This window comes from Sutterella faecalis (genome assembly GCF_006337085.1).
In the GTDB taxonomy this organism is placed as follows: domain Bacteria; phylum Pseudomonadota; class Gammaproteobacteria; order Burkholderiales; family Burkholderiaceae_F; genus Sutterella; species Sutterella faecalis.
Genome location: NZ_CP040882.1, coordinates 545172 through 563795, shown reverse-complemented (window position 1 = coordinate 563795; position 18624 = coordinate 545172). Strand labels below are relative to the sequence as shown.

Here is an 18624-nt window from a genome sequence, read left to right as displayed (position 1 = left end):
ATCGGTTTCTGGCATCGAATAGGCGGAATAGGAATAAACCCCGATCAGGCATCGGCATTTGTTTGTTGGAAATTGGGCAATCTGGTGTTTTGATGTTTGTTGTACTTCCACCATCAGACAACAAAATCAGGGGAGGCAGCGCACAGCACCCTTGCTGCTTCCCTGATCGACTGAACCGGTTTTTGCCGGCGTCCTGATCGGATAGCTCCGCACTTTCAGGACCGGAAAATTTTATTTCGATCGGGATGGCCGACATCAGGCGGCAGTCCCACGATGGGCGAGACCTTTTCCTCGTAGGAAAAGAAGAGGCTCTGCATGGCGCGTGCGTACCATTCAAGAAAGACGCGCACGCGCTTCTGGTGCCAGGCATCGCGGTTGGTGGCGATGAAGCATTCGACGGGAGGATGAAACCAGCCAGGGAGGATCGGTACGAGCCGGCCGTCAGCAATGTCCTCGGCAATCTGAACAAGCGGCATGTCGACGGCGACTCCCATGTCGCTCAGGAGCGCATTGCGGATGGCGAGGATGTCGGTTGAGCGTATCGAATGCGCAAACTGCACGGGCGCTTCCCGGCTGCCGCGGAAAAGCACGCGCGTTTCGCTCCTCACGGGGCCGTTGTAGATGTAGCCCGTATGCTGCTTCAGATCTTCCGGGTTGACCGGCATGCCGTGTCGGCGGATGTATCCGGGACTTGCCGCCGGGAGATAGACGTTTCGTCCCCGGCTCATGTAGATGAGACCCGAGATCTTCGGTTCGCCCGTGAGCGTCGCGACCTCGCAGAGGCCTTTTTTGAGTTCCGCCTCCTGGAGGCCCGAGAGGATCTCAATCCGAATGCCGGGATGTGCATTCTGAAATTCAGAGAGGAGCGGCGTCAGCCGTCGCGAGGCAAAGCCCGGCGCTGAAGAGAGCCGGATGCTTCCGTCAAGCGTTCGATTCTCATCCATGAGGCTCGTCATGAGCGAATCGTGAGCGCGAAGGATGGTTTCCATGCGCTTTTGCGCGGTTTTCCCGGCCGACGTCAGCCTGAGTGGGCGGGAATTATGCTGAATGAGTTCCGTCCCGAGCGCCTTCTCGAGTCCGGCGATGGCGCGAGAGAGCGAGGAGGGCTCCGTTTCAAGCGCCTTCGCTGCGGCCGACAAGGTTCCGGTTCGGGCAAAGCAGAGAAACTGCCGCCATGCAGAGAGGTCGTCGGTTTTCGGCATGGTCTTCTCCTCGAAGTGCGCTTTTCCATGACTGTCATTCTCCTACTAATCGGCGCTGGGGAGGAAGATTCTATTTTGCGCAATCCGCAAAATTAGTTTGCTCGAAAAGTCGTTGTCAGAAGTCGCTCCAGGGCGGAAACTGCGGAACCAGAGAGAGACAAAACCGTCTCGGCATTCTCAGAATCAACGAAGGGAAAGAAAAGCATGGCCCGCGAACATGATGAGTTCTTCTGGATTTCCGCCATCAACAAGGCGACGGTTGCCGTTGAAGGGCGAAACGGTCTTTTTGATGAAGCGCTTCTGCGCCTTGCCGCAAAGGGCATAGACGCGGTGGAAAAGGCGGGCGACCAGGATCCGGCGAAGCGCCCGACCTCCTACATTGCGTATGAGCCGCTTCTCATCGCCGCGACGAATCCGGAAGTTACGGCGATCCACGCCGGCCGCTCGAGCCAGGACATTCTTTCCACCACACGCATGGCGATCATGCGCGACCGCGCAATGACCTTCGCCGAAGCCTTTGATCGTGTGATTGAGAAGATTCTCGAGCTCGCCCGAACCAACCTCGATACGATCGTTCCCAACTACACGAACGGCGTGGCGGCGCAGCCGACAAGCTACGCGCACTATCTCCTCGGCTTTGCCGCGCCGCTTCTGCGCGACCGCGCCCGGCTCGAGGAATACCTTTCCCGCTACAACATGTGCTCCATGGGCGCCATGGTTCTGAACGGTACCGGGTGGCCGCTCGACCGCGAGGGCATGGCTGAGGCGCTCGGATTCGACCGGCCGGTAAGAAACGCTTTCGACGCGACCTGCGAAGCGCCGGTGGACACTGCGCTCGAATTTGCGTCCATCGTCGGATCCGTCGCCATCCATCTCGGCTCCATGGTGAACGACATCATGGTGCAGTACGCGCAGCCCTGCCCCTGGATACTTCTGGCGGAAGGAGGCGAAAACACCTACGTCTCGTCGGCCATGCCGCAGAAGCGCAATCCCGGCCTCATGAACAACTGCCGCGCGGACTGCTCCGACGTCGTCTCGGAAATGAACGCCGTCTTCATGCGCGTTCACAACGTGGTGCCCGGCATGACGGACGGCAAGAGCGTCGCGAAGAACGGCCGCATGGCGAAGGCCGCGGTCGGCATGTGCGAAAGGTTCCTCAAGGTTCTGAACGGCCTTCGCATCAATCCTGCCCGGGCGCTCGAGGAACTTAATTCCGACTGGACGGCTTCGCAGGAAATCGCCGACCGCCTGATGCGCGGGCACGGGCTTCCTTTCCGGATCGGGCACCACATGGCGAGCCGCATGGTGTCCTATGCCCGGGCCAACGGCCTTTTTCCTCTCAACTTCCCCTATGCCGAAATCGTCCGCATCTACCGCGAGGAGATCACGGAGGAATTCCCGGAGGCGTCTCCCGTCTTCCCGATGAGCGAAGCGGAATTCCGCGATGCGCTCGATCCCAAAAAGATCGTTGAAAACCGCCGTACGGCCGGGAGCGCCCGTCCGGGCGAGATTGAAGCCATGATCGCTGAGGATGAGGCGGCGCTTCTTGCTCTCAAATCGAAGCTTGAGGCGCGCGAACGTCACGTTGAAAAGGCGCTCGAAGCGCTCGACGCCGATTTCCGCCGCTATCTCTGACGCGCCAAAAAAATACCTTAAAAATCAATTAAGAAAGTAAAACCACTGGAGAAACAAAATGTCTGCATTCTTGCCATGGGTTGCAGTGATCGTCACGATCATTGCCGGCTGGGCGCTTCTCAAGCGCTATCAGACGCATCTCGTTCTTCTCTTTGCAGGCCTCGTCATCCTCGTCTGCGTCGCGCTTGTGGGAGACGCGAGCTTCCTGCCCAAAGGCGTGAAGCCCTCCGGCTTCTGGCTCTTCGACATCTTTGCAACGTTCAAAAGCATTGCAACGAAGCAGAGTTCCGGGATCGGCTTTCTCATCATGACGGCGGGCGGCTTTGCAGCCTACATGGACCGCATCGGCGCGGCCAAGGCGCTGGTTGATATTGCCGTGAAGCCCCTCGCGAAGCTCCGCGCGCCTTATGTTGTCCTTGCTGCCGGCTATCTTGTCGGGCAGATTCTCGTGATGGTGATTCCGTCTGCCGCCGGGCTCGCAATGCTGCTGCTTGTTGCGCTTTTCCCGATTCTGAAAGCTGTGGGAACGTCACCGGCAGCGGCTGCTGCCGTGATCGGCACCTCCGCCGGCATGACCTTCACGCCGACCGCCGGCACGGCGAACCTCGCCGCCAAGGTTGCGGGCCTCGATCCGATCATCTACCTCGTTCAGTATCAGCTCCCGCTCGCCGTACCGACCCTCATCGTCTGCTGCATTGCGCACTACTTCGTGCAGCGCTGGTACGACAAGAAGAATGACGACGTTTACGCCGAAGCGGCTGCCGTGAAGGCGGTGGATGCCCCGAAGGTTCCGAAGTGGTACGCCATCTTCCCGGTGCTCCCCATTGCGCTTCTCATCATCTTCTCAAAGCTCGTTGTGGCTTCCGTGAAGCTCGACACGATTGCCGCGCTCTTCATGGTCTGGACCGGCGTCGTCATCATTGAGATCATTCGTCTTCGCGATGTGAAGAAGATCTTCAAGGACGCGATGGCAATGTTCCAGTCGATGGGGAAGATGTTCGCGGGCATTGTCGCGCTCATCATCTGTGCGGAATTCTTCGCGACCGGCCTTCAGACATCAGGGCTCATTGATGCGCTCATCAAATCCGCGCAGGGCGTCGGCGCCGGCATGGGCGCCATGACGGTGCTCCTCACGGGCATTGTCTCTGTGGTGACCTTCCTCACAGGCTCGGGCGTCGGCGCTTATTCCTCCTTCGCGACGCTGGCGCCGGATGTGGCCGCAGGCCTTGGCGGCTCGGTTGAAGCGCTGGTGACCCCGATGCAGTTTGCCTCCGGCATGCTTCGCGCCATGTCGCCGGTTGCGGGCGTCATCATCGCGGTAGCGGGCGCCGCCGGCGTCTCCCCGGTTGCGATCGTCCGCCGCACCTGGATTCCGATGGTTCTCGGCCTCCTCACGACCCTCATTGTGAATCAGATCCTCTTCGGGTGATCGCCGGACAACGCAGTCGATCTTACGCTTAAGCTCTCCGGAGGCATCTCGTCCCGGGGAGCTTTTCTTTTCGCAAGACGCAGAAGGAAGAATGCCGATGCGACATAAATCGTCGCCCGATGTGCTATACGGCTAGAATACTTTGAACCCAACCACTCCGGAGCACTTCTCATGCCGCGCGTTGCCAATCAGAACAACATTTCCGATGCGCTCATCGTCATCACGATTCTCAAGCAAATTCCGCGGCACTGGATTACCGCTTCTCAGATTCAGCAGAATCTCGCAGAACTCGGAATGGAGCTTTCTCCGAGACGACTGCAGCGCATTCTTGAAAGCATGCGCGAATGCGACGAGCTGCAAATAGATGTCGACAAGACCAATCGCCCCTACGGCTATAGAAGGAGCGTTCCGGATGCTGACCTCGTGATCGACAATCTTCCGCCGACGCAGAGCCTCCTCATCCGCCTTTTTGAAGAGCATATGCACTACCAGCTACCCGCTCCCATATCCGGGTCGCTCAGGTACCTCTTCGACAAGGCGAGCCTCTCCCTCAAGGAGCAGGGGGCGACGGACAAAATGAACCGGTGGCTCAAAAAAGTTGCCTTTGTTTCCGGATGCGTGCCGATGATGCCGCCGAGGATCCTCGAGCGGATTTTCAATGCGGTGAGCGAAGCGCTCTATCGGGACGTCATGCTTCACGTGAAGTTTGAAAACAGCCGGGGAGAGCAAAATGAAGCCGACGTGTCTCCGCTCGGCCTTGTGCAGCAGGAGCAGAGGCTCTACCTCGTCTGTCAGTTCGCAGGCTACGACAACTACCGCCATCTCGCGCTTCACCGCATTTCCGAGGCCCGCGTGCTTGACTTCCAGGCAGTGAGGCCGGAGGACTTTTCGCTCGACAAGTACATCAGCGAACGGCACTTCAATTATTCGAACGGCCGCCGCGTGCGGCTGATTCTCGAATTCACGAGCCCCGAGACGGCGAGGAACCTTTCCGAGACGCCCTTCAATACGACTCAGAAGCTTCAGAAATTACCCGACGGCGCCTGGCGGCTTGAGGCTGATATGGACGACACCGTGCTTCTTGACGGCTGGATTGCAGGCTGGCGCGAAAAAGCAGGGATTCGGAAGGTTGAAAAAGTTTTGATCGCCGAAAAGGCCTGATGCCGTCCGGACGAAATCGATTGGCTTCTTTTGCTTTTGCCGGCGCTTATGCCGTCGGCGCAGGCATGGGCGCCGTGGAACCCGTTTTGTCGGCATGCAGCGGCTTCGGTCTCAAAGGAAGGCGTCGTCCTGGTGATTTTTCTACCGCTTCACGGTTGGATGATGGAAGAAAAACTCATTCTTCGTCATCATCGCGCCATGATGCCGGCAAAACGGCATGACCATTACGGATTGGCGGCGTGATGATGTTCGGATGCTTGGAATTGAATACTCTCTTAGCGGCCTTGTCATCCGGGAGCCTGAAAGTGAAAGGGAGTCCTTTGTTGGCTACAAAGGACGTCACGAACATTCGCAACACATCAGACGGCGAGCTGCCGAGTCTTTCCGCAATGATGCAAAACTGATGGTTAAGCGCTTCTTCAAGTAGAAATGCGCGCTGTACGGTGGACATTGCTCTTCTTCCTTACGACTAATGCCATCATTTTCTTGGTTAATGATAGCGCTTACAGAAGGACAGGGATTCGAATACCAGGTCTCCCTGGGTATGGCTTGATCTTTTGGCTGATGGGCTTGAATCTCGTTTCTTAATCAGTTAAAGACTCCCGCTGAAGGCAGAAATTCAGCGGGAGTCCGTTCGGGAGAAGTGTTGGCCTTAATCCTGCGAGTTGATTTCAGCAATGAAGCGCGCAAAGGTTCCCCAGCCGATCGGGAGCGATGTTTCATCCTGGATGGAGAAGTCCGGACGATGGTGGCCGTGGTGGTTGCACCCGTAGTAGCAGAAGGCGGCTTTCCCTCCATGCTCCTGAACCCGGCGTATGAGCATCGTGCAGTCTTCGCTGCCGATCTTTGCATTCATGTCGACGACGGAATGGACGCCCGGCACTTCCCGCGCTGCGCTCTTCAGCAGGGCGACCGCTTCTTCATCACCTTTGTAGGTCACGGCTTCGCCCATCCGGGTCAGCTTATAGTCGACGCCGTAGGCGAGGGCGAGGCCTTTTACGGTCTGCTCGACGTTCTTTGCCATGTAGTCGTTGATTTCAGTGGTTTCGCCCCGAACCTCAAGCTACATGTACGCATGGTCGGCAATGATGTTGCGGCCGGTGCCGGAGATGAATTTCCCGATCTGCACGCGCGTGATGCCCTGGCTGTGTCCCGGGAGACTTCCGAGCGAGAGGCAGGCGGCGGCTGCGCACATGAGCGCGCTTCTACCTTTTTCGGGAGAACCCGCCGCGGCAGACTGACCGAAGAACTCGAGATCGAATTTCGTCGTTGCAAGGTAGCCGAAATGAGAGACGCCCACGTCGCCAAGCTTCGCTGAACAGCCGATGTGCCCGCCCGCAAACCAATCGACGTCGTCGACAATGCCTTTGGCGGCCATCGCCGCCGCGCCCCGCACGCCTTCCTCGGCGGGCTGGAAAAGAATTTTGACGGTGCCTTTGAGCTGTTCCCGATTTTCTGAGAGCCATCGGCAGAGCGCAAGTCCGATGGCGGCATGTCCGTCATGACCGCACGCGTGCGAAAAGCCGGGATTTTGCGAGCGGAAGTGTCCCGCATTGGCTTCGTGCTGGGGATCGTCGGTTTCTTCGATCGGCAGGGCATCGATATCAAAGCGAAGCGCTGTGACGGGGCCCGGCCGGCCGGTCCGAAGAATCGCCATGGCGCCGGTATAGCCGCTGAGCGATTCGAGGAATTCTTTCGGAACGCCGTGTTCGATTGCTCTCTGCTGCGCCGCGAGAACGAGTGCTTCATTGCGTCCCATGACCGCGTCGGGTTCGATAACGTCGATCCCGGCGAGAACCTCGAGCCCGAGCGAGCGCAGGCGCCTTACGATGAACCACGTCGTTTCAAATTCGCACCAGCCTTCTTCCGGGTGTGCATGGAGCCACCGGCGGTCATTCACAAGTTCCTTTCGGGCTTCATCGGAAAGAATGATTTTGTTCAGATCCATGGCGGATTACCTCAAAGTTCAAAGATGAAGCCGAGAAGAATGACGTTGATGATCATGGGGATTGCCATGCGCTTGCTGATCTCAAGCGGAGAAAGTCGGGTCATGCCGGCGATCACGAGCGTGGCGCCGGCAATCGGCGAACACATGCGGCCGAGTGCGCCTGATAGGGCGGCGACGATGCCGAGCGGTTCAATCCGCATGCCGAATTCCGCGGCGTAGGGCGTGACGGCCTGGTTGAAGGCATGCCCGGCGGCGTCGCCCGAACCTGTGAGGACGCCCATCAGGAAGGGCCCGAAGTTGGCGGCGTAGCTCGCAATTTCGCGCGAATTCTTGAGCGTTTCAATGAGCGCGTCGATGACGCCGGCTGCGCGCAGGCCGCCCGCAAAGCATCCGGCGGCGATGATGATGCCCATGATGTTCGCGTAGCCCTTGCCCATGCCGGAGAAGAATTCCTTTGTCACGGCTTCAGGGTTGGATCGCGTGATGAGGAGCGTATAGATTGAGCCCCAGATCATGGCCTCGGCGACGCTCATCTTGAGCGCCGGAATAACGGTGGCGCCGAGAAGGAGCACCACAATCGGAAGAATCGGCGCGATGGCGAAAAGGATGTTGGGCTTTTCCGGCAATTCGCCCCGGGCATCCGAAGCGACTTCGAAGACTTCCGCGTTTTCATTCGGATCGGGCTTCCGGTAGTCGCGGAAGACGAAGATCATCAATGTGACCAACAGAATGTTGAGGCCGCAGAGGATGAGAATCTTCGGCGCAAACTCAACGATGAGCGTCATCACGTCGATGTTGGCGATTTTGGCAACCCAGACGTTGTGGCTCGATCCCGGACTCATGGCAGACGGAATGATGGAGCCGATGATGGCGGCGCCGGCAATGGCGGGCTTGAATCCCGCCCGGACCATGAGCGGAATCATGGTGGGCCCGAGCGCAGCCGCGCACCCGGCAGCCGACGGGATTGCCACGGCTACGCAGGAAGCAATGAACATGCAGAAGGGAAGCAGGAAAAGACCGAGCTTCCCGAGAGGCTTCACCATGAGCGAAACAAAATGCACGTCGCATCGCGTGATGGCGATGACGGCGGCGAAGCCGAGAGACGAACAGATCGCGGTGATGAGGCTTCCGTTCGTCATGTTCGCGATGAAGGCCTTGAGCGCAACCTGCGGAGCGCCGGATAAAAGCGCCATGACCAGGCCGGAGGTGAAGAGCACAAGCCTTGTTTCAATGCGTTTGAGGAGCGCGGCGATCGTAATGAGCGTGACGATCGCGGCCATCCAGATGGTCCATGTCATTTTTGTTCTCCAAAGGTGCGCAGATGTGACATTGAGCCGTAGAGGCTCTGAAGCCGCATGAATTCCGCTTCATCGCAGAAATGAGCCTTTCCGGAGACGTAGGCTTTGGCGGCTTCCAGCGTGAAGCTCACGGCGTCGGAGATGTCTTCAAGGTGCGTGGCGCCCGTGGCGCACCCCGGCACCTGACTCACCGCAGTGATGGCGAGACCGATGACGGGCGCACGGGTCGCAACGCTCGGCTGAAGAATGGAATTAAGGTGATAAATGCCGTTTCCGTAGGGCGTGATGTCCTGCTGCGTCAGCGGGAGAACAACGGGGAGCTTTCCAGTTGTGATTTCGAGAATCGATAGGAAATCCTCGCTCACGCGCAGAATCCAGCCGTCTCTCACGGTGGGCGTAATGGCGATGCCGCGGTGGTTGACGATGCGGTTCCCTTTCGTCGTATCGATGGAAATGACGGCATCCATGGCGGGATCAACCTCATGCGCATTGCATTCAGCACTCGTGACGGGAGAGTCCATGAACGGCACGGGATCATGAGGGCGCGTCGGCGCATTCGGGCAAATGTGGGTCGTTACGATGACGTCGCCCTCGAGGATGTCGCCGAGCGCATGCATGCGGGAAAGCTTCGCCGCAATCGCAACGGCTGAAAGGGCGCCGTCGCCGTCAGACGTGAAGCCGAGGCGGTCCGGACGAGCGCCGATTCCGCCGAGGCGTCCGACAACGCCGAGGGTCGGTGCCTTGCCGCCAGCGGATTTGCCGTTTTTGCCCGGAATCAGAACGCGGATGAAGTCGGTGCTGCCTTTTTCGCCGCGACAGGTTTCAATAGCGACGGCTTCCGCTCCGTAAGTCTTCAGAAACTCGGCTGTCCGGGCGCCGTTTGCCTGCGGGTCGTCGAGCAGATCAAGCGCTTCGGCAATGATGGAAAAAGACATGACTGCGTTCCTCGAAGATGGATTGGGTAGTGAGACTTATTTTTTCAAGACGACCTTTCACCTCACAAATGTTATTGCCGTGGCTCCTGTAAAGTATTCCCATGAGGAATAAAGCATCCGGGTATTGCCGGAGTTGAACGATGCAGAATCTCCCTGTCGCACTCTATTCGCGCGAAATCGAAATTTTTCTTGCGGCCGCCGATGAAGGCGGCTTTTCAGCGGCTGCGGTGAAGCTCGGACTCACGCAGTCCGCCGTGACGAAGCAGATCCAGAAGCTTGAACGCGCGCTCGGCATGGAGCTTTTTGACCGGTCGCGAAGGCCTATGGCGCTGACCGAAGAGGCGATTGTTCTGCGCCGCGAAGCGCATGAATGCAGGGAGCGGCTTCAGGCGGCTGCGCGGGAGCTCCAGCAGCGCTCCTACATCAAGCCAATCCTGAGAATCGGCGCGATTGATCTCTTAACGAACTGGCTTCTTCCGGAGCTCATCAAGGAACTCCTTCCCTTTGCCTCCGGCATTACGGCGCTCACCGGGATTTCGCCGCAGCTTCTTGAAAGCCTCGCCAAAAGAGAAATCGACTGCGCCTTCGTGACGGGCTCCTTTGCGGAGGTTCAGGGCGTTTCGCGAACGCTCATTTTTGAAGACGAAGCGGTGATCGTCATGCCGGAAGCCATGGCGCAGAAGCATGCAGGCAGCTGGTCCTGGAATGACCTGCGTTTCTGCGGACTTCCCTTCATCCGCTTCGTTCGTGAGGGCGGCGGCGGCAGGCTCAATGAAAGCTTCATGAGCACGCTCGGGTTCGAATTCCCTCAAAGGATTGAAGTCGACAACAACGCCACCATGCTTTCGCTTGTTGAAAAAGGCGTCGGCTGGGGTATCGTCGTTTCCTCCGTCTTCCTCCAGCACCCGGAGGCAAGGAGCCGCGTGCATGTTGAAGCGCTGCCGGAGCCAGGCTTCCGGCACGGTATCTATCTCATTTCGCGTGAGCGCGAAATGCCGCAGATGATTGAGCGCATCGCAGGATTTGCCCGCAAGGCCGCGGAAAATCGTGAAGGCTGATGAGGCCTCAGAGGCTTCCAGGCCGGCGGATGCGCTGCAGGCGGGCAGCGGAGAGGCGCGGCTTTCGCTTGCTTGACTGATGAGAAATGAGTGCGCAATTGTGGAAAATGACCTATAAAATGATGGCGCAATTGTGGAAAATGAGCCTAAAAAATATGGCGCAAACGTGAACTGATTGATATATAAGAACATTAATTGGAGACGTTCTGCAGTCAACGTTGGCTCTTGGAACAGGTACTTTCTTCAGGATAGGTGGAACGGATGTTTGAGCGAAAAATCTATCGCGAAATGCTTCACTGGAAGGAATCGTTCGCGCCAAAGTACGCGCTTTTTCTCAAGGGAGCGCGTCGCGTCGGGAAAACGACGCTTGCGGAGAAGCTCGGGCGGGAAGCGTACGACTCTTACATCCTCATCCGTTTCGATAATGTCGATGCCTCGATTAAAAATCTCTTCGTCGAGAGCCTGCGCGACCTCGATACGTTTTTCATGCAGTTGCAGCTCGAATACCGCACGCAGCTTTTTCCCAGGAAATCGCTCATCATCCTCGATGAAATCCAGCTCTTCCCGCCGGCGCGGCAGGCGCTGAAGACGCTCCTGGAAGACGGGCGCTACGATTTTCTTGAGACGGGATCGTTGGCTGGAATTACTAAGAAAAGCAAGGATATCCTTATTCCTTCGGAAGAATATACGCTTGAAGTCCTGCCGATGGACTTTGAGGAGTTTCTGTGGGCGCAGGACGATCGGATGACTTTCCCGGTCCTGAGGGATTACTTCGGGAAACGAAAGCCCATGGGAGCGCTTCATCAGGTCATTCTGAAGTCGTTCCGGGAGTACATGCTTGTGGGCGGCATGCCGCAGGTTGTTACCGCTTTCCTGCAGGGCAAGGACTATGCCGCGGCCGATTTCGTGAAGCAGCAGATTCTGACGCTCTACAAGAACGACATGGAGGAGCAGAACGAAGAGAGTTCTCTCTACGTGACCAATTTCTTCGACCGGATTCCTTCGGAGCTCTCGCAGCACGACAAGCGCTACGTGCTCTCGCATATTGACGGGCAGGCGCGCATGCGGGAGTATCGCGGGCCGATCCGCTGGCTCGATGAGGCGATGATTGTCAACATTGCGAGCAAGGTGGATGACCCGAGCGCGGCGTTTCAATTAAGCATTTCGGATCCGAGCTTCAAGTGCTACATGATGGATACCGGGCTTCTCGTGTCGCTCGCCTTTTCCGATCGGCCGTTTCTTGAGAACGAGCTCTATAAAGCAATTCTCAAGGATCAGCTGGGCGTCAATGAAGGCATGCTTCTTGAAAACATAGTCGCGCAGTGCCTCAAGGCGAACGGGCATCGACCGTTCTTCTATACGCACCGGAACGAAAAGACGAGGAAGACGGAAATTGAGGTTGATTTTTTGATCCGGAAAGGCAAAAAGATCGTTCCGATCGAAGTCAAGTCGTCGGGTTCGTCATCCATCAAGTCGCTGCTGCGCTTCAAGGAAATTTACGGCAAGCATATTGATGCGCCGATTGTTCTCCACCATGGAGAAATGAAAACAGAGGATGGCGTTCAATTTTTTCCCTACTACATGGCGGCGCTCCTCTGAATCCCAGTTTTTCAAGCCCGGCCTCCGGAGTGTCCGCGCCTTCGATGCGGCGGGGCTCGGGCAGGTGGTCGAGCCGGGCAGATCCGTACGGGCCCAATAGCGCTCACGCTATTGCGAAATTTCTACCATGCCGATAAGGCAGGACCTATCTCTTCAGTAATCTTCGCCAATTGCGGAACGCTTAATTAGCGTCTATGCATGACGCAAAGATATGTAAACCTCAGGCTCCAGGATCCCTGGAAAACTATATGAATCCCTGAGGCACAGGCAAAGTGTGTAAACAACATCCGGGCGTTTATGAAGTGTAAATTCGCGAAGCGCGCTATTGAATTTTTTCAAATGATCGCGCGCTGAGCCGTTTCTACCTCTTCAGCATGACAAGGGAAAACGCTAGAATCAGCGGACAATTAATCGCTAGGGATAACACTAATAATCCAGACCCACCAATGCTTCCCGTACGGGCGATGAGTTCCCATGAGAAGTCCTCAAGTCTGTACGAGAGAAAAACGCCAAGAAAAAGAAAATGACACGTCTATCCGTCCGTCCGCCAGCCGTGACTGATGCGCGCAATGAGGAGACCATGCAGAGTTTCATGCGCCGCATTGAAGCCACGCCTCCTGGGCAGTGCGCCGTAACGCTGCTCCTTAGTCAACTCGATGCATCGCGCCTCCAGACCTGCGGCAAGTGCGTGCCCTGCCGCGACGGGCTTCCGCAGCTCGCGGAAATCCTGCGCCGCATTGCCGGCTGCAAGGCGGAGCCCGATGACCTTGAGGCCTTGAAGTCTCTCGCCGAAATGATCCGCGACGGCTCCGACTGCGCGATCGGCTGGGACGCCGCTCAGGCGGTGCTCGACGGCATTGAGCGCTTCTCCGACGAATTCAGAAGCCACATCGAGGCGCATGAGTGCCAGAAGGGCATTGCCCAGTCCGTTCCCTGCGAAACCTTCTGCCCCGCGCATGTGGATGTGCCGGGCTACATTGCGCTGGCGGGCGAGGGGCGCTTTGCCGAAGCCGTGGCTTTGATCCGCAAGGACAATCCGTTCCCGACGGCCTGCGGGTTCGTCTGCGAACACCCCTGCGAAAAGCGCTGCCGCAGGACGCTCATTGATGCGCCGATCAACATCCGCGGCATCAAGAAGTATGCGGTCGACGGGGCTGCGGCCGACACGGTTCCGGTCCCGAAGGCCCTGCCTCCCACGGGCCGCACCATCGCCGTGATCGGCGCCGGCCCCTCCGGGCTCACCTGCGCCTACTATCTCGCCCTCATGGGCCACAAGGTGAAGGTCTATGAAGCCCGCGACAAGTTGGGCGGCATGATGCGCTACGGCATCCCCGCCTACCGCTTCCCGCGCGAGCGCCTTGACGAAGACATCCGCGCCATTCTTTCGGCGGGCGACATTGAAGTCGTCACCAACGCCTCGATCGGCACGGAAGAGATGAAGACCCTCTCGAGGGAGTGCGACGCGGTCTATGTGGCGATCGGCGCGCATGCGGCGAAAGGCTTGAGGCTCCCCGGCATGGATTCGAAGGGCGTCATTTCGGCTGTTGAAATGCTCCGCGCCATCGGCGACGATGTTTATCCCGACTATCGCGGGAAGAAGATCGCCGTGATCGGCGGCGGCAACGTGGCGATGGACTGCGTGCGCACGGCCGTGCGAGCGGGTGCGGACGAAGTGAATCTCGTCTACCGCCGCCGCATCGACGACATGACGGCATTGAAGGAGGAAATTCACGCGGCGATTGCCGAGGGCGTCGAAATGCTGACGCTCGAAGCTCCGGTTTCCGTTGAAGCCGACGAAAACGGATGCTGCAGAGCGCTCATCATGCAGCCCCAGAAGATCGGCGCCTATACGCGCGGCCGCCCGGGCGTTGTGGCCGCTGATAAGGAAACGGAACGACTTGAAGCCGACCTCATCATCGCCGCCGTCGGTCAGGACGTCGTCACGAAGCCCTTTGAAGATTTCGGCATGCCCGTCAAGTGGGGCGCCTTCGTCACGGACGAATTCCTTCAGGTGCCGGGTTTGCCCAACGTCTATGCGGGCGGAGACTGCCAGAGCGGTCCCACTACCGTCATCCGTGCGGTGGGCGCCGGCAAGGCCGCAGCGCGCAACATTGACGAAATGCTCGGCTACCACCACATTCTCGACTGCGGCGTCAGGGCGCCGGCTCCGAAGGCCAACAACCGCACCCCGATGGGGCGCGTCAACATCAACGAACGTCCGGTGAAGTTCCGCAAGCGCGACTTCAAGGACGTTGAGCTCGGCATGAGCAGGGAAGAAGCTATTCAGGAATGCGGCCGCTGCCTGCGCTGCGACTGCTTTGGTGCGGGTGCTGCCGTGGGCGGGAGGATTCAGTATGTTTGATATTACGATGGACGGCCGCACGATCGCGGTCGAAGAAGGCGCAACGCTCCTTGATGCGGCGCGTTCCGCGGGCATTCACATCCCGACCCTCTGCTACCTGAAGAACGTAAGCAATATCGGCTCCTGCCGTCTCTGCGTGGTCGAGGTGGAAGGCGTAAGCGGGCTTGTTTCCTCCTGCAATACGCTCGCTCACCCCGGCATGGTCGTGAAGACCCGGTCGGAAGCGATCGACCGGGCGCGGCGCACGGCGCTCCAGCTCATCATTGCCGAGCACGGCCTCAACAGCACCCAGTACTGCTTCAGCTGCACGAAGAACGGCAGCTGCGAGCTTCAGGACCGCTGCCGCGAACTCGGCGTTGAAACGTCGCCCTTCAAAATTACGCCGGCTTCAGGCGAAATCCTCGACAGCAACCCGTTCCTCACCTTCAATCCGTCGCTCTGCATCCGCTGCCAGCGCTGCGTGGGGGCCTGCAACAACGCTGCGGGGAACCACACCCTGGTGTCCGGGAAAGCGGGGCTGCGCACGACGATCCTTGCGCCTTTCGGCAGGGACTGGAAGAGCACGAACTGCGAATCCTGCGGCTCCTGCGCCGCAGCCTGCCCGACGGGCGCCATCACGATGAAGCGCCGCCGCGCCTACCGCTCGTGGGAAATCAAGAAGGTCCGCACGACGTGTCCGCACTGCGCCACGGGCTGCCAGTACGACTTGATCGTGAAGGACGGCCGGATCGTGGATACGGAAGCGGCCGACGGCCCCACGAATCACGGGCTTCTCTGCGTGAAGGGGCGTTCGGCGAGCTTCGACTTCGTTCAGTCCGATCGACGCCTCAAGACGCCGCTCATCCGCTCCTCCGTCACGGGCGAGCTCGAACCCGCGTCTTGGGACGAGGCGCTCGATCTCGTGGCGAGGAAGTTTACGGAGCTTCGCGACAAGTTCGGCGGCGAATCGCTCGCAGCCTTTGCCTGCGCGCGTTCTGCGAACGAAGACATCTACATGCTCCAGAAGATGGCGCGCACGGTCTTCAAGACCAACAACGTCGACAACTGCGCGCGCGTCTGTCACGGTCCTTCCGTGGCGGGCCTTCAGAGAACGCTCGGCTCGGGCGCCATGACGAATCCGATTTCGGACATCTGCGAAAACGCTGAGGTCGTGGTGCTCGTGGGCTCGAATCCCGAGGAAGCGCATCCGGTGATCGGCATGCAGCTTCGAGCGGCAATCCGCCGCGGCTTGAAGCTCATCGTGGTCGATCCCCGCGACATCGGGCTCGCTCAGTCCGCGCAGATTCACTTGAAGCTCCGTCCGGGCACGAACGTAGCTTTTGCGAACGGCATCGTCCGCCAGCTCATTCATGACGGCCTCATTGATCAGGAATTCATCCGCACGCGCACTGAAGGGTTTGAAGACCTGAAGGCAATGGTCGAGGCCTATACGCCCGAGCGCGTCGCTGAAATCTGCCGCATCGACTCCCGCGACCTCATTGCGGCCGCCCGCATGTACGGCGAGGCGAAGCGCGCGGCGATCGTCTACTGCCTCGGCGTTACCGAACACTCGTCGGGCACGGAAGGCGTGATGGCGCTCTCCAACATGGCCATGGTCACGGGCAAGTACGGGCGTCCGGGCTGCGGCATCAATCCGCTTCGCGGCCAGAACAACGTTCAGGGCGCCTGCGACATGGGCGCGTCCCCGGGCGACATGACGGGCTACCAGAAGATCGCCCAGCCCGGCATCGTCGAGAAGTTCGAAAAGGCCTGGGGGACGGAGCTCCCGCGCTTCAAAGGCCTTTACGCCACGGACTGCTTCCCGAAGATGATTGAAGGCGCCGTCAAGGGACTCTTCATCTTCGGCGAGGACCCGGTGCGCACGGACCCCGATACCCATCACGTCATCAAGGCGCTCAAGAACCTCGACTTCCTCGTGGTGGACGACCTCTTCCTCACGGAAACGGCCAAGTACGCCGACGTCGTTCTCCCGGGCAGAAGCTACGCGGAAAAGGAGGGCACCTTCAGCAATACCGAGCGCCGCGTGCAGAGGATCCGCCGTGCAGTGACGATCGAAGGCACCCGTGCCGACACGGATATCTTCATCGACATCATGAACCGCATGGGATATCCGCAGCCCCGCCTCACCCCGGCAGAGATCATGGATGAGATCGCTTCCGTGACGCCTTCCTTCGCGGGCATCAGCCACGCACGGCTCGACAGCCCCGAGGTGAAGGGAGAGGGTCTGCAGTGGCCCTGCACGGGGAAGGATCATCCGGGCACGCCCATCCTTCATGTCGGAAAGTTCACGCGCGGGCTCGGCCGCTATTCGACCGCGGCCTACCGCGAATCGAGCGAACTCCCCGATGCCGACTATCCGCTCATGCTGACGACGGGCCGCGTGCTCTACCACTACAACGCCTGCGCGATGACGGACAAGACCGAAGGGATCAACGAGATCTCCGGCCATTCCTTCATTGAAATCAATACGAAGGATGCGGCGAACCTCGGCATTGAGAACGGCGACCGCGTCGTCGTGAGCTCCCGCCGCGGCAGGATCGAATCGGTGGCGCATGTCTCCGGGAAGACCAATGCAGGCGAAACCTGGATGCCCTTCCACTTCCAGGACGGCAACTGCAACTGGCTCACGAAGGCCGCGCTCGACAACATCTGCTCCACGCCGGAATACAAGGTGTGCGCGGTGAAGGTTGAAAAGGCGGGAGCTGCTTCGGCCGCTGCACTTTCTGCCTGACGCCGGTTCAAAAGCCGGAATCGTCCTGGGACGCATTCGCGCTGCGTTTCGGGACCGGAATTGAAAAAGCCGCAGCCTCATGTCAGTGCTGCGGCTTTTTCTCTCTCGCGCGGGAGACTTCACACGACTTTGTTTCGGAAAAGCCAGGCGGCGCCCGGGATGGTTACGGCCGAAATCACGGCAAGGGGCCAGAGGTAGGGCAGGATGTCGCTCATCCCGGCATTCTCAAAATAGATCATGCGGATGGTGAGGATGCCGTAGCGGACGGGGTTGAGAATGGTGAGGGTCTGCATCCATCCGGGCATGGCGGCCACCGGCGTCATGAGGCCCGAGAGGACGAGCGAGGGGAGAAGCAGAATAAAGGAGAGCACCACCGACTGCTGGAGCGTCTTCGCCCAGGCGGAGATGGCGAGCGCGAGGCCCACGATGCTCGTTGAAAAAAGCGCCACCACGAAGAAGAGAAGCGGGAGCGACCCGGCAAAGGGGATGCCGAACCACCAGCGGCAGACGGCGAAAATGAGAAAACTCTGGAAAACGCCGATGAGGATGGGAGCGGCGGCTTTCCCGATAAAGATTTCCACGGGCGAGAGCGGCGTCATCAGCATCATGTCGAAGGACCCTTCCTCGCGCTCGCGGGAAATCGCGAGGCCCGCGAGGAGCATGACCTGAATCATGGCGAGACCGAGAATAAGGCCCGTCATGATGTTGTAGCGGGTGATGCCGTTTTCGTTGTAGCGGTAGCGCTCGCGCACCTCGATGGGACCGGCCGTGCCGTCCTCGCGGGCGATGGACTCGATGATGGCCGAGACGTAGCCGGTCGCCACGTTGGCGGTGGTGGTGTTTCGCGCGTCGGCAGCCACGAAGATTTCCGAGGGCTCGCCCCGGGCAAGCTTCCTTGCGAAGTCGTCCGGGAAATAGAGGCCGATCAGCGCGTCGCCGTCGTTCACGGCCTTCTCGAAGGCTTCGTAGGATTGAGGAACGCCCGCGCGCACGAAGATGCGGTTTGCTTCAATTCTCCGGATCACGCGTTCGCTCGCGGGGCTTCGCGAGGCGTCGTAAATGACGTAGGGGGCTTCCTCGAGATTGAAGGTCGCGCCGTAGCCGAAGAGAATCGACTGCGCGATGATGGGAACGACGAGAATCCGGCGCATGCCGGGGTCGCGCAGAAGCGTGATGAGCTCCTTGCGGGCGAGTGCGCGAAGCCTCTGGAGTGAGGCCCGGAGAGCGGCCATGAAGGAAAGGAAGGAAGAATTCGACATGTCTCTG

At 59.1% G+C, this 18624-nt stretch carries 14 protein-coding genes; 7 read left to right on the top strand and 7 right to left on the bottom strand.

Annotation, left to right across the window (positions count from 1 at the left end):
- Positions 1-215: 215 nt before the first annotated feature.
- Positions 216-1202, bottom strand: coding sequence for a LysR family transcriptional regulator (locus FG381_RS02245; protein WP_139687344.1), 987 nt, complete (start codon positions 1200-1202; stop codon positions 216-218).
- Positions 1203-1406: 204 nt separating this feature from the next.
- Between FG381_RS02245 and FG381_RS02240 the strand changes: the two genes are divergently transcribed.
- The 3 genes from FG381_RS02240 to FG381_RS02230 all read left to right on the top strand — a co-directional run bounded on the left by FG381_RS02240 (position 1407) and on the right by FG381_RS02230 (position 5427).
- The gene (locus FG381_RS02240) at positions 1407-2837 is read left to right on the top strand and encodes a lyase family protein (RefSeq protein WP_139687343.1); all 1431 of its coding nucleotides are present in this window, start codon (positions 1407-1409) and stop codon (positions 2835-2837) included.
- A gap of 58 nt (positions 2838-2895) precedes the next feature.
- The gene (dcuC, locus tag FG381_RS02235; protein WP_139687342.1) at positions 2896-4266 is read left to right on the top strand and encodes a C4-dicarboxylate transporter DcuC; all 1371 of its coding nucleotides are present in this window, start codon (positions 2896-2898) and stop codon (positions 4264-4266) included.
- A 171-nt stretch (positions 4267-4437) separates the two neighbouring features.
- Positions 4438-5427 carry a helix-turn-helix transcriptional regulator gene (locus FG381_RS02230; protein WP_139687341.1) on the top strand — a complete coding sequence of 330 codons (990 nt, stop codon included), beginning with the start codon at positions 4438-4440 and terminating at the stop codon, positions 5425-5427.
- A 175-nt stretch (positions 5428-5602) separates the two neighbouring features.
- Here the strand turns inward: FG381_RS02230 and FG381_RS02225 are convergent, their stop codons facing one another.
- The 5 genes from FG381_RS02225 to FG381_RS02210 form a co-directional block, all read right to left on the bottom strand.
- Entirely contained in the window at positions 5603-5878 is a 276-nt protein-coding gene (locus FG381_RS02225; RefSeq protein ID WP_139687340.1) for a type II toxin-antitoxin system RelB/DinJ family antitoxin, read from the bottom strand.
- Positions 5879-6079: 201 nt separating this feature from the next.
- Positions 6080-6451 (bottom strand): zinc-binding metallopeptidase family protein, encoded by a 372-nt coding sequence (locus tag FG381_RS12700; protein ID WP_228025675.1) that lies wholly within the window; start codon positions 6449-6451, stop codon positions 6080-6082.
- A gap of 39 nt (positions 6452-6490) precedes the next feature.
- Positions 6491-7375 (bottom strand): amidohydrolase, encoded by an 885-nt coding sequence (locus tag FG381_RS02220; RefSeq protein WP_228025673.1) that lies wholly within the window; start codon positions 7373-7375, stop codon positions 6491-6493.
- A gap of 11 nt (positions 7376-7386) precedes the next feature.
- Positions 7387-8673 carry a C4-dicarboxylate transporter DcuC gene (gene dcuC / locus FG381_RS02215; RefSeq protein ID WP_139687339.1) on the bottom strand — a complete coding sequence of 429 codons (1287 nt, stop codon included), beginning with the start codon at positions 8671-8673 and terminating at the stop codon, positions 7387-7389.
- On the bottom strand, positions 8670-9608 hold the full coding sequence (locus tag FG381_RS02210; protein WP_139687338.1) for a DUF1177 domain-containing protein: 939 nt from the start codon (positions 9606-9608) through the stop codon (positions 8670-8672). Before FG381_RS02210 ends, dcuC (FG381_RS02215) begins: the two co-directional genes overlap by 4 nt.
- 140 nt (positions 9609-9748) lie before the next feature.
- On the opposite strand from FG381_RS02210, the gene FG381_RS02205 reads away from it, so the two are divergent.
- The 4 genes from FG381_RS02205 to fdhF all read left to right on the top strand — a co-directional run bounded on the left by FG381_RS02205 (position 9749) and on the right by fdhF (position 17358).
- On the top strand, positions 9749-10666 hold the full coding sequence (locus FG381_RS02205) for a LysR family transcriptional regulator (RefSeq protein ID WP_139687337.1): 918 nt from the start codon (positions 9749-9751) through the stop codon (positions 10664-10666).
- Between the two features lie 261 nt (positions 10667-10927).
- The gene (locus FG381_RS02200) at positions 10928-12265 is read left to right on the top strand and encodes an ATP-binding protein (RefSeq protein ID WP_139687336.1); all 1338 of its coding nucleotides are present in this window, start codon (positions 10928-10930) and stop codon (positions 12263-12265) included.
- 523 nt (positions 12266-12788) lie between these two features.
- The gene (locus FG381_RS02195) at positions 12789-14627 is read left to right on the top strand and encodes an NAD(P)-binding protein (protein ID WP_139687335.1); all 1839 of its coding nucleotides are present in this window, start codon (positions 12789-12791) and stop codon (positions 14625-14627) included.
- A complete protein-coding gene (gene fdhF, locus FG381_RS02190; RefSeq protein ID WP_139687334.1) occupies positions 14620-17358 on the top strand; it encodes a formate dehydrogenase subunit alpha in 2739 nt (912 codons plus the stop codon). Before FG381_RS02195 ends, fdhF begins: the two co-directional genes overlap by 8 nt.
- 119 nt (positions 17359-17477) lie before the next feature.
- Here fdhF and FG381_RS02185 read toward each other — a convergent pair whose 3' ends face one another.
- The gene (locus tag FG381_RS02185) at positions 17478-18617 is read right to left on the bottom strand and encodes an ABC transporter permease (RefSeq protein WP_139687333.1); all 1140 of its coding nucleotides are present in this window, start codon (positions 18615-18617) and stop codon (positions 17478-17480) included.
- Positions 18618-18624: the final 7 nt, after the last annotated feature.

Excerpts from the sequence above, each read along its gene's own strand:
- dcuC (WP_139687342.1), top strand. The coding sequence starts at position 2,896 with ATGTCTGCATTCTTGCCATGGGTTGCAGTGATCGTCACGATCATTGCC.
- FG381_RS02185 (WP_139687333.1), bottom strand. The coding sequence starts at position 18,617 with ATGTCGAATTCTTCCTTCCTTTCCTTCATGGCCGCTCTCCGGGCCTCA.
- fdhF (WP_139687334.1), top strand. The coding sequence starts at position 14,620 with ATGTTTGATATTACGATGGACGGCCGCACGATCGCGGTCGAAGAAGGC.
- FG381_RS02195 (WP_139687335.1), top strand. The coding sequence starts at position 12,789 with ATGACACGTCTATCCGTCCGTCCGCCAGCCGTGACTGATGCGCGCAAT.
- FG381_RS02245 (WP_139687344.1), bottom strand. The coding sequence starts at position 1,202 with ATGCCGAAAACCGACGACCTCTCTGCATGGCGGCAGTTTCTCTGCTTT.
- FG381_RS02230 (WP_139687341.1), top strand. The coding sequence starts at position 4,438 with ATGCCGCGCGTTGCCAATCAGAACAACATTTCCGATGCGCTCATCGTC.
- FG381_RS02225 (WP_139687340.1), bottom strand. The coding sequence starts at position 5,878 with ATGTCCACCGTACAGCGCGCATTTCTACTTGAAGAAGCGCTTAACCAT.
- FG381_RS02210 (WP_139687338.1), bottom strand. The coding sequence starts at position 9,608 with ATGTCTTTTTCCATCATTGCCGAAGCGCTTGATCTGCTCGACGACCCG.
- FG381_RS02205 (WP_139687337.1), top strand. The coding sequence starts at position 9,749 with ATGCAGAATCTCCCTGTCGCACTCTATTCGCGCGAAATCGAAATTTTT.
- FG381_RS02200 (WP_139687336.1), top strand. The coding sequence starts at position 10,928 with ATGTTTGAGCGAAAAATCTATCGCGAAATGCTTCACTGGAAGGAATCG.
- FG381_RS02240 (WP_139687343.1), top strand. The coding sequence starts at position 1,407 with ATGGCCCGCGAACATGATGAGTTCTTCTGGATTTCCGCCATCAACAAG.
- FG381_RS12700 (WP_228025675.1), bottom strand. The coding sequence starts at position 6,451 with ATGGCAAAGAACGTCGAGCAGACCGTAAAAGGCCTCGCCCTCGCCTAC.
- FG381_RS02220 (WP_228025673.1), bottom strand. The coding sequence starts at position 7,375 with ATGGATCTGAACAAAATCATTCTTTCCGATGAAGCCCGAAAGGAACTT.
- dcuC (WP_139687339.1), bottom strand. The coding sequence starts at position 8,673 with ATGACATGGACCATCTGGATGGCCGCGATCGTCACGCTCATTACGATC.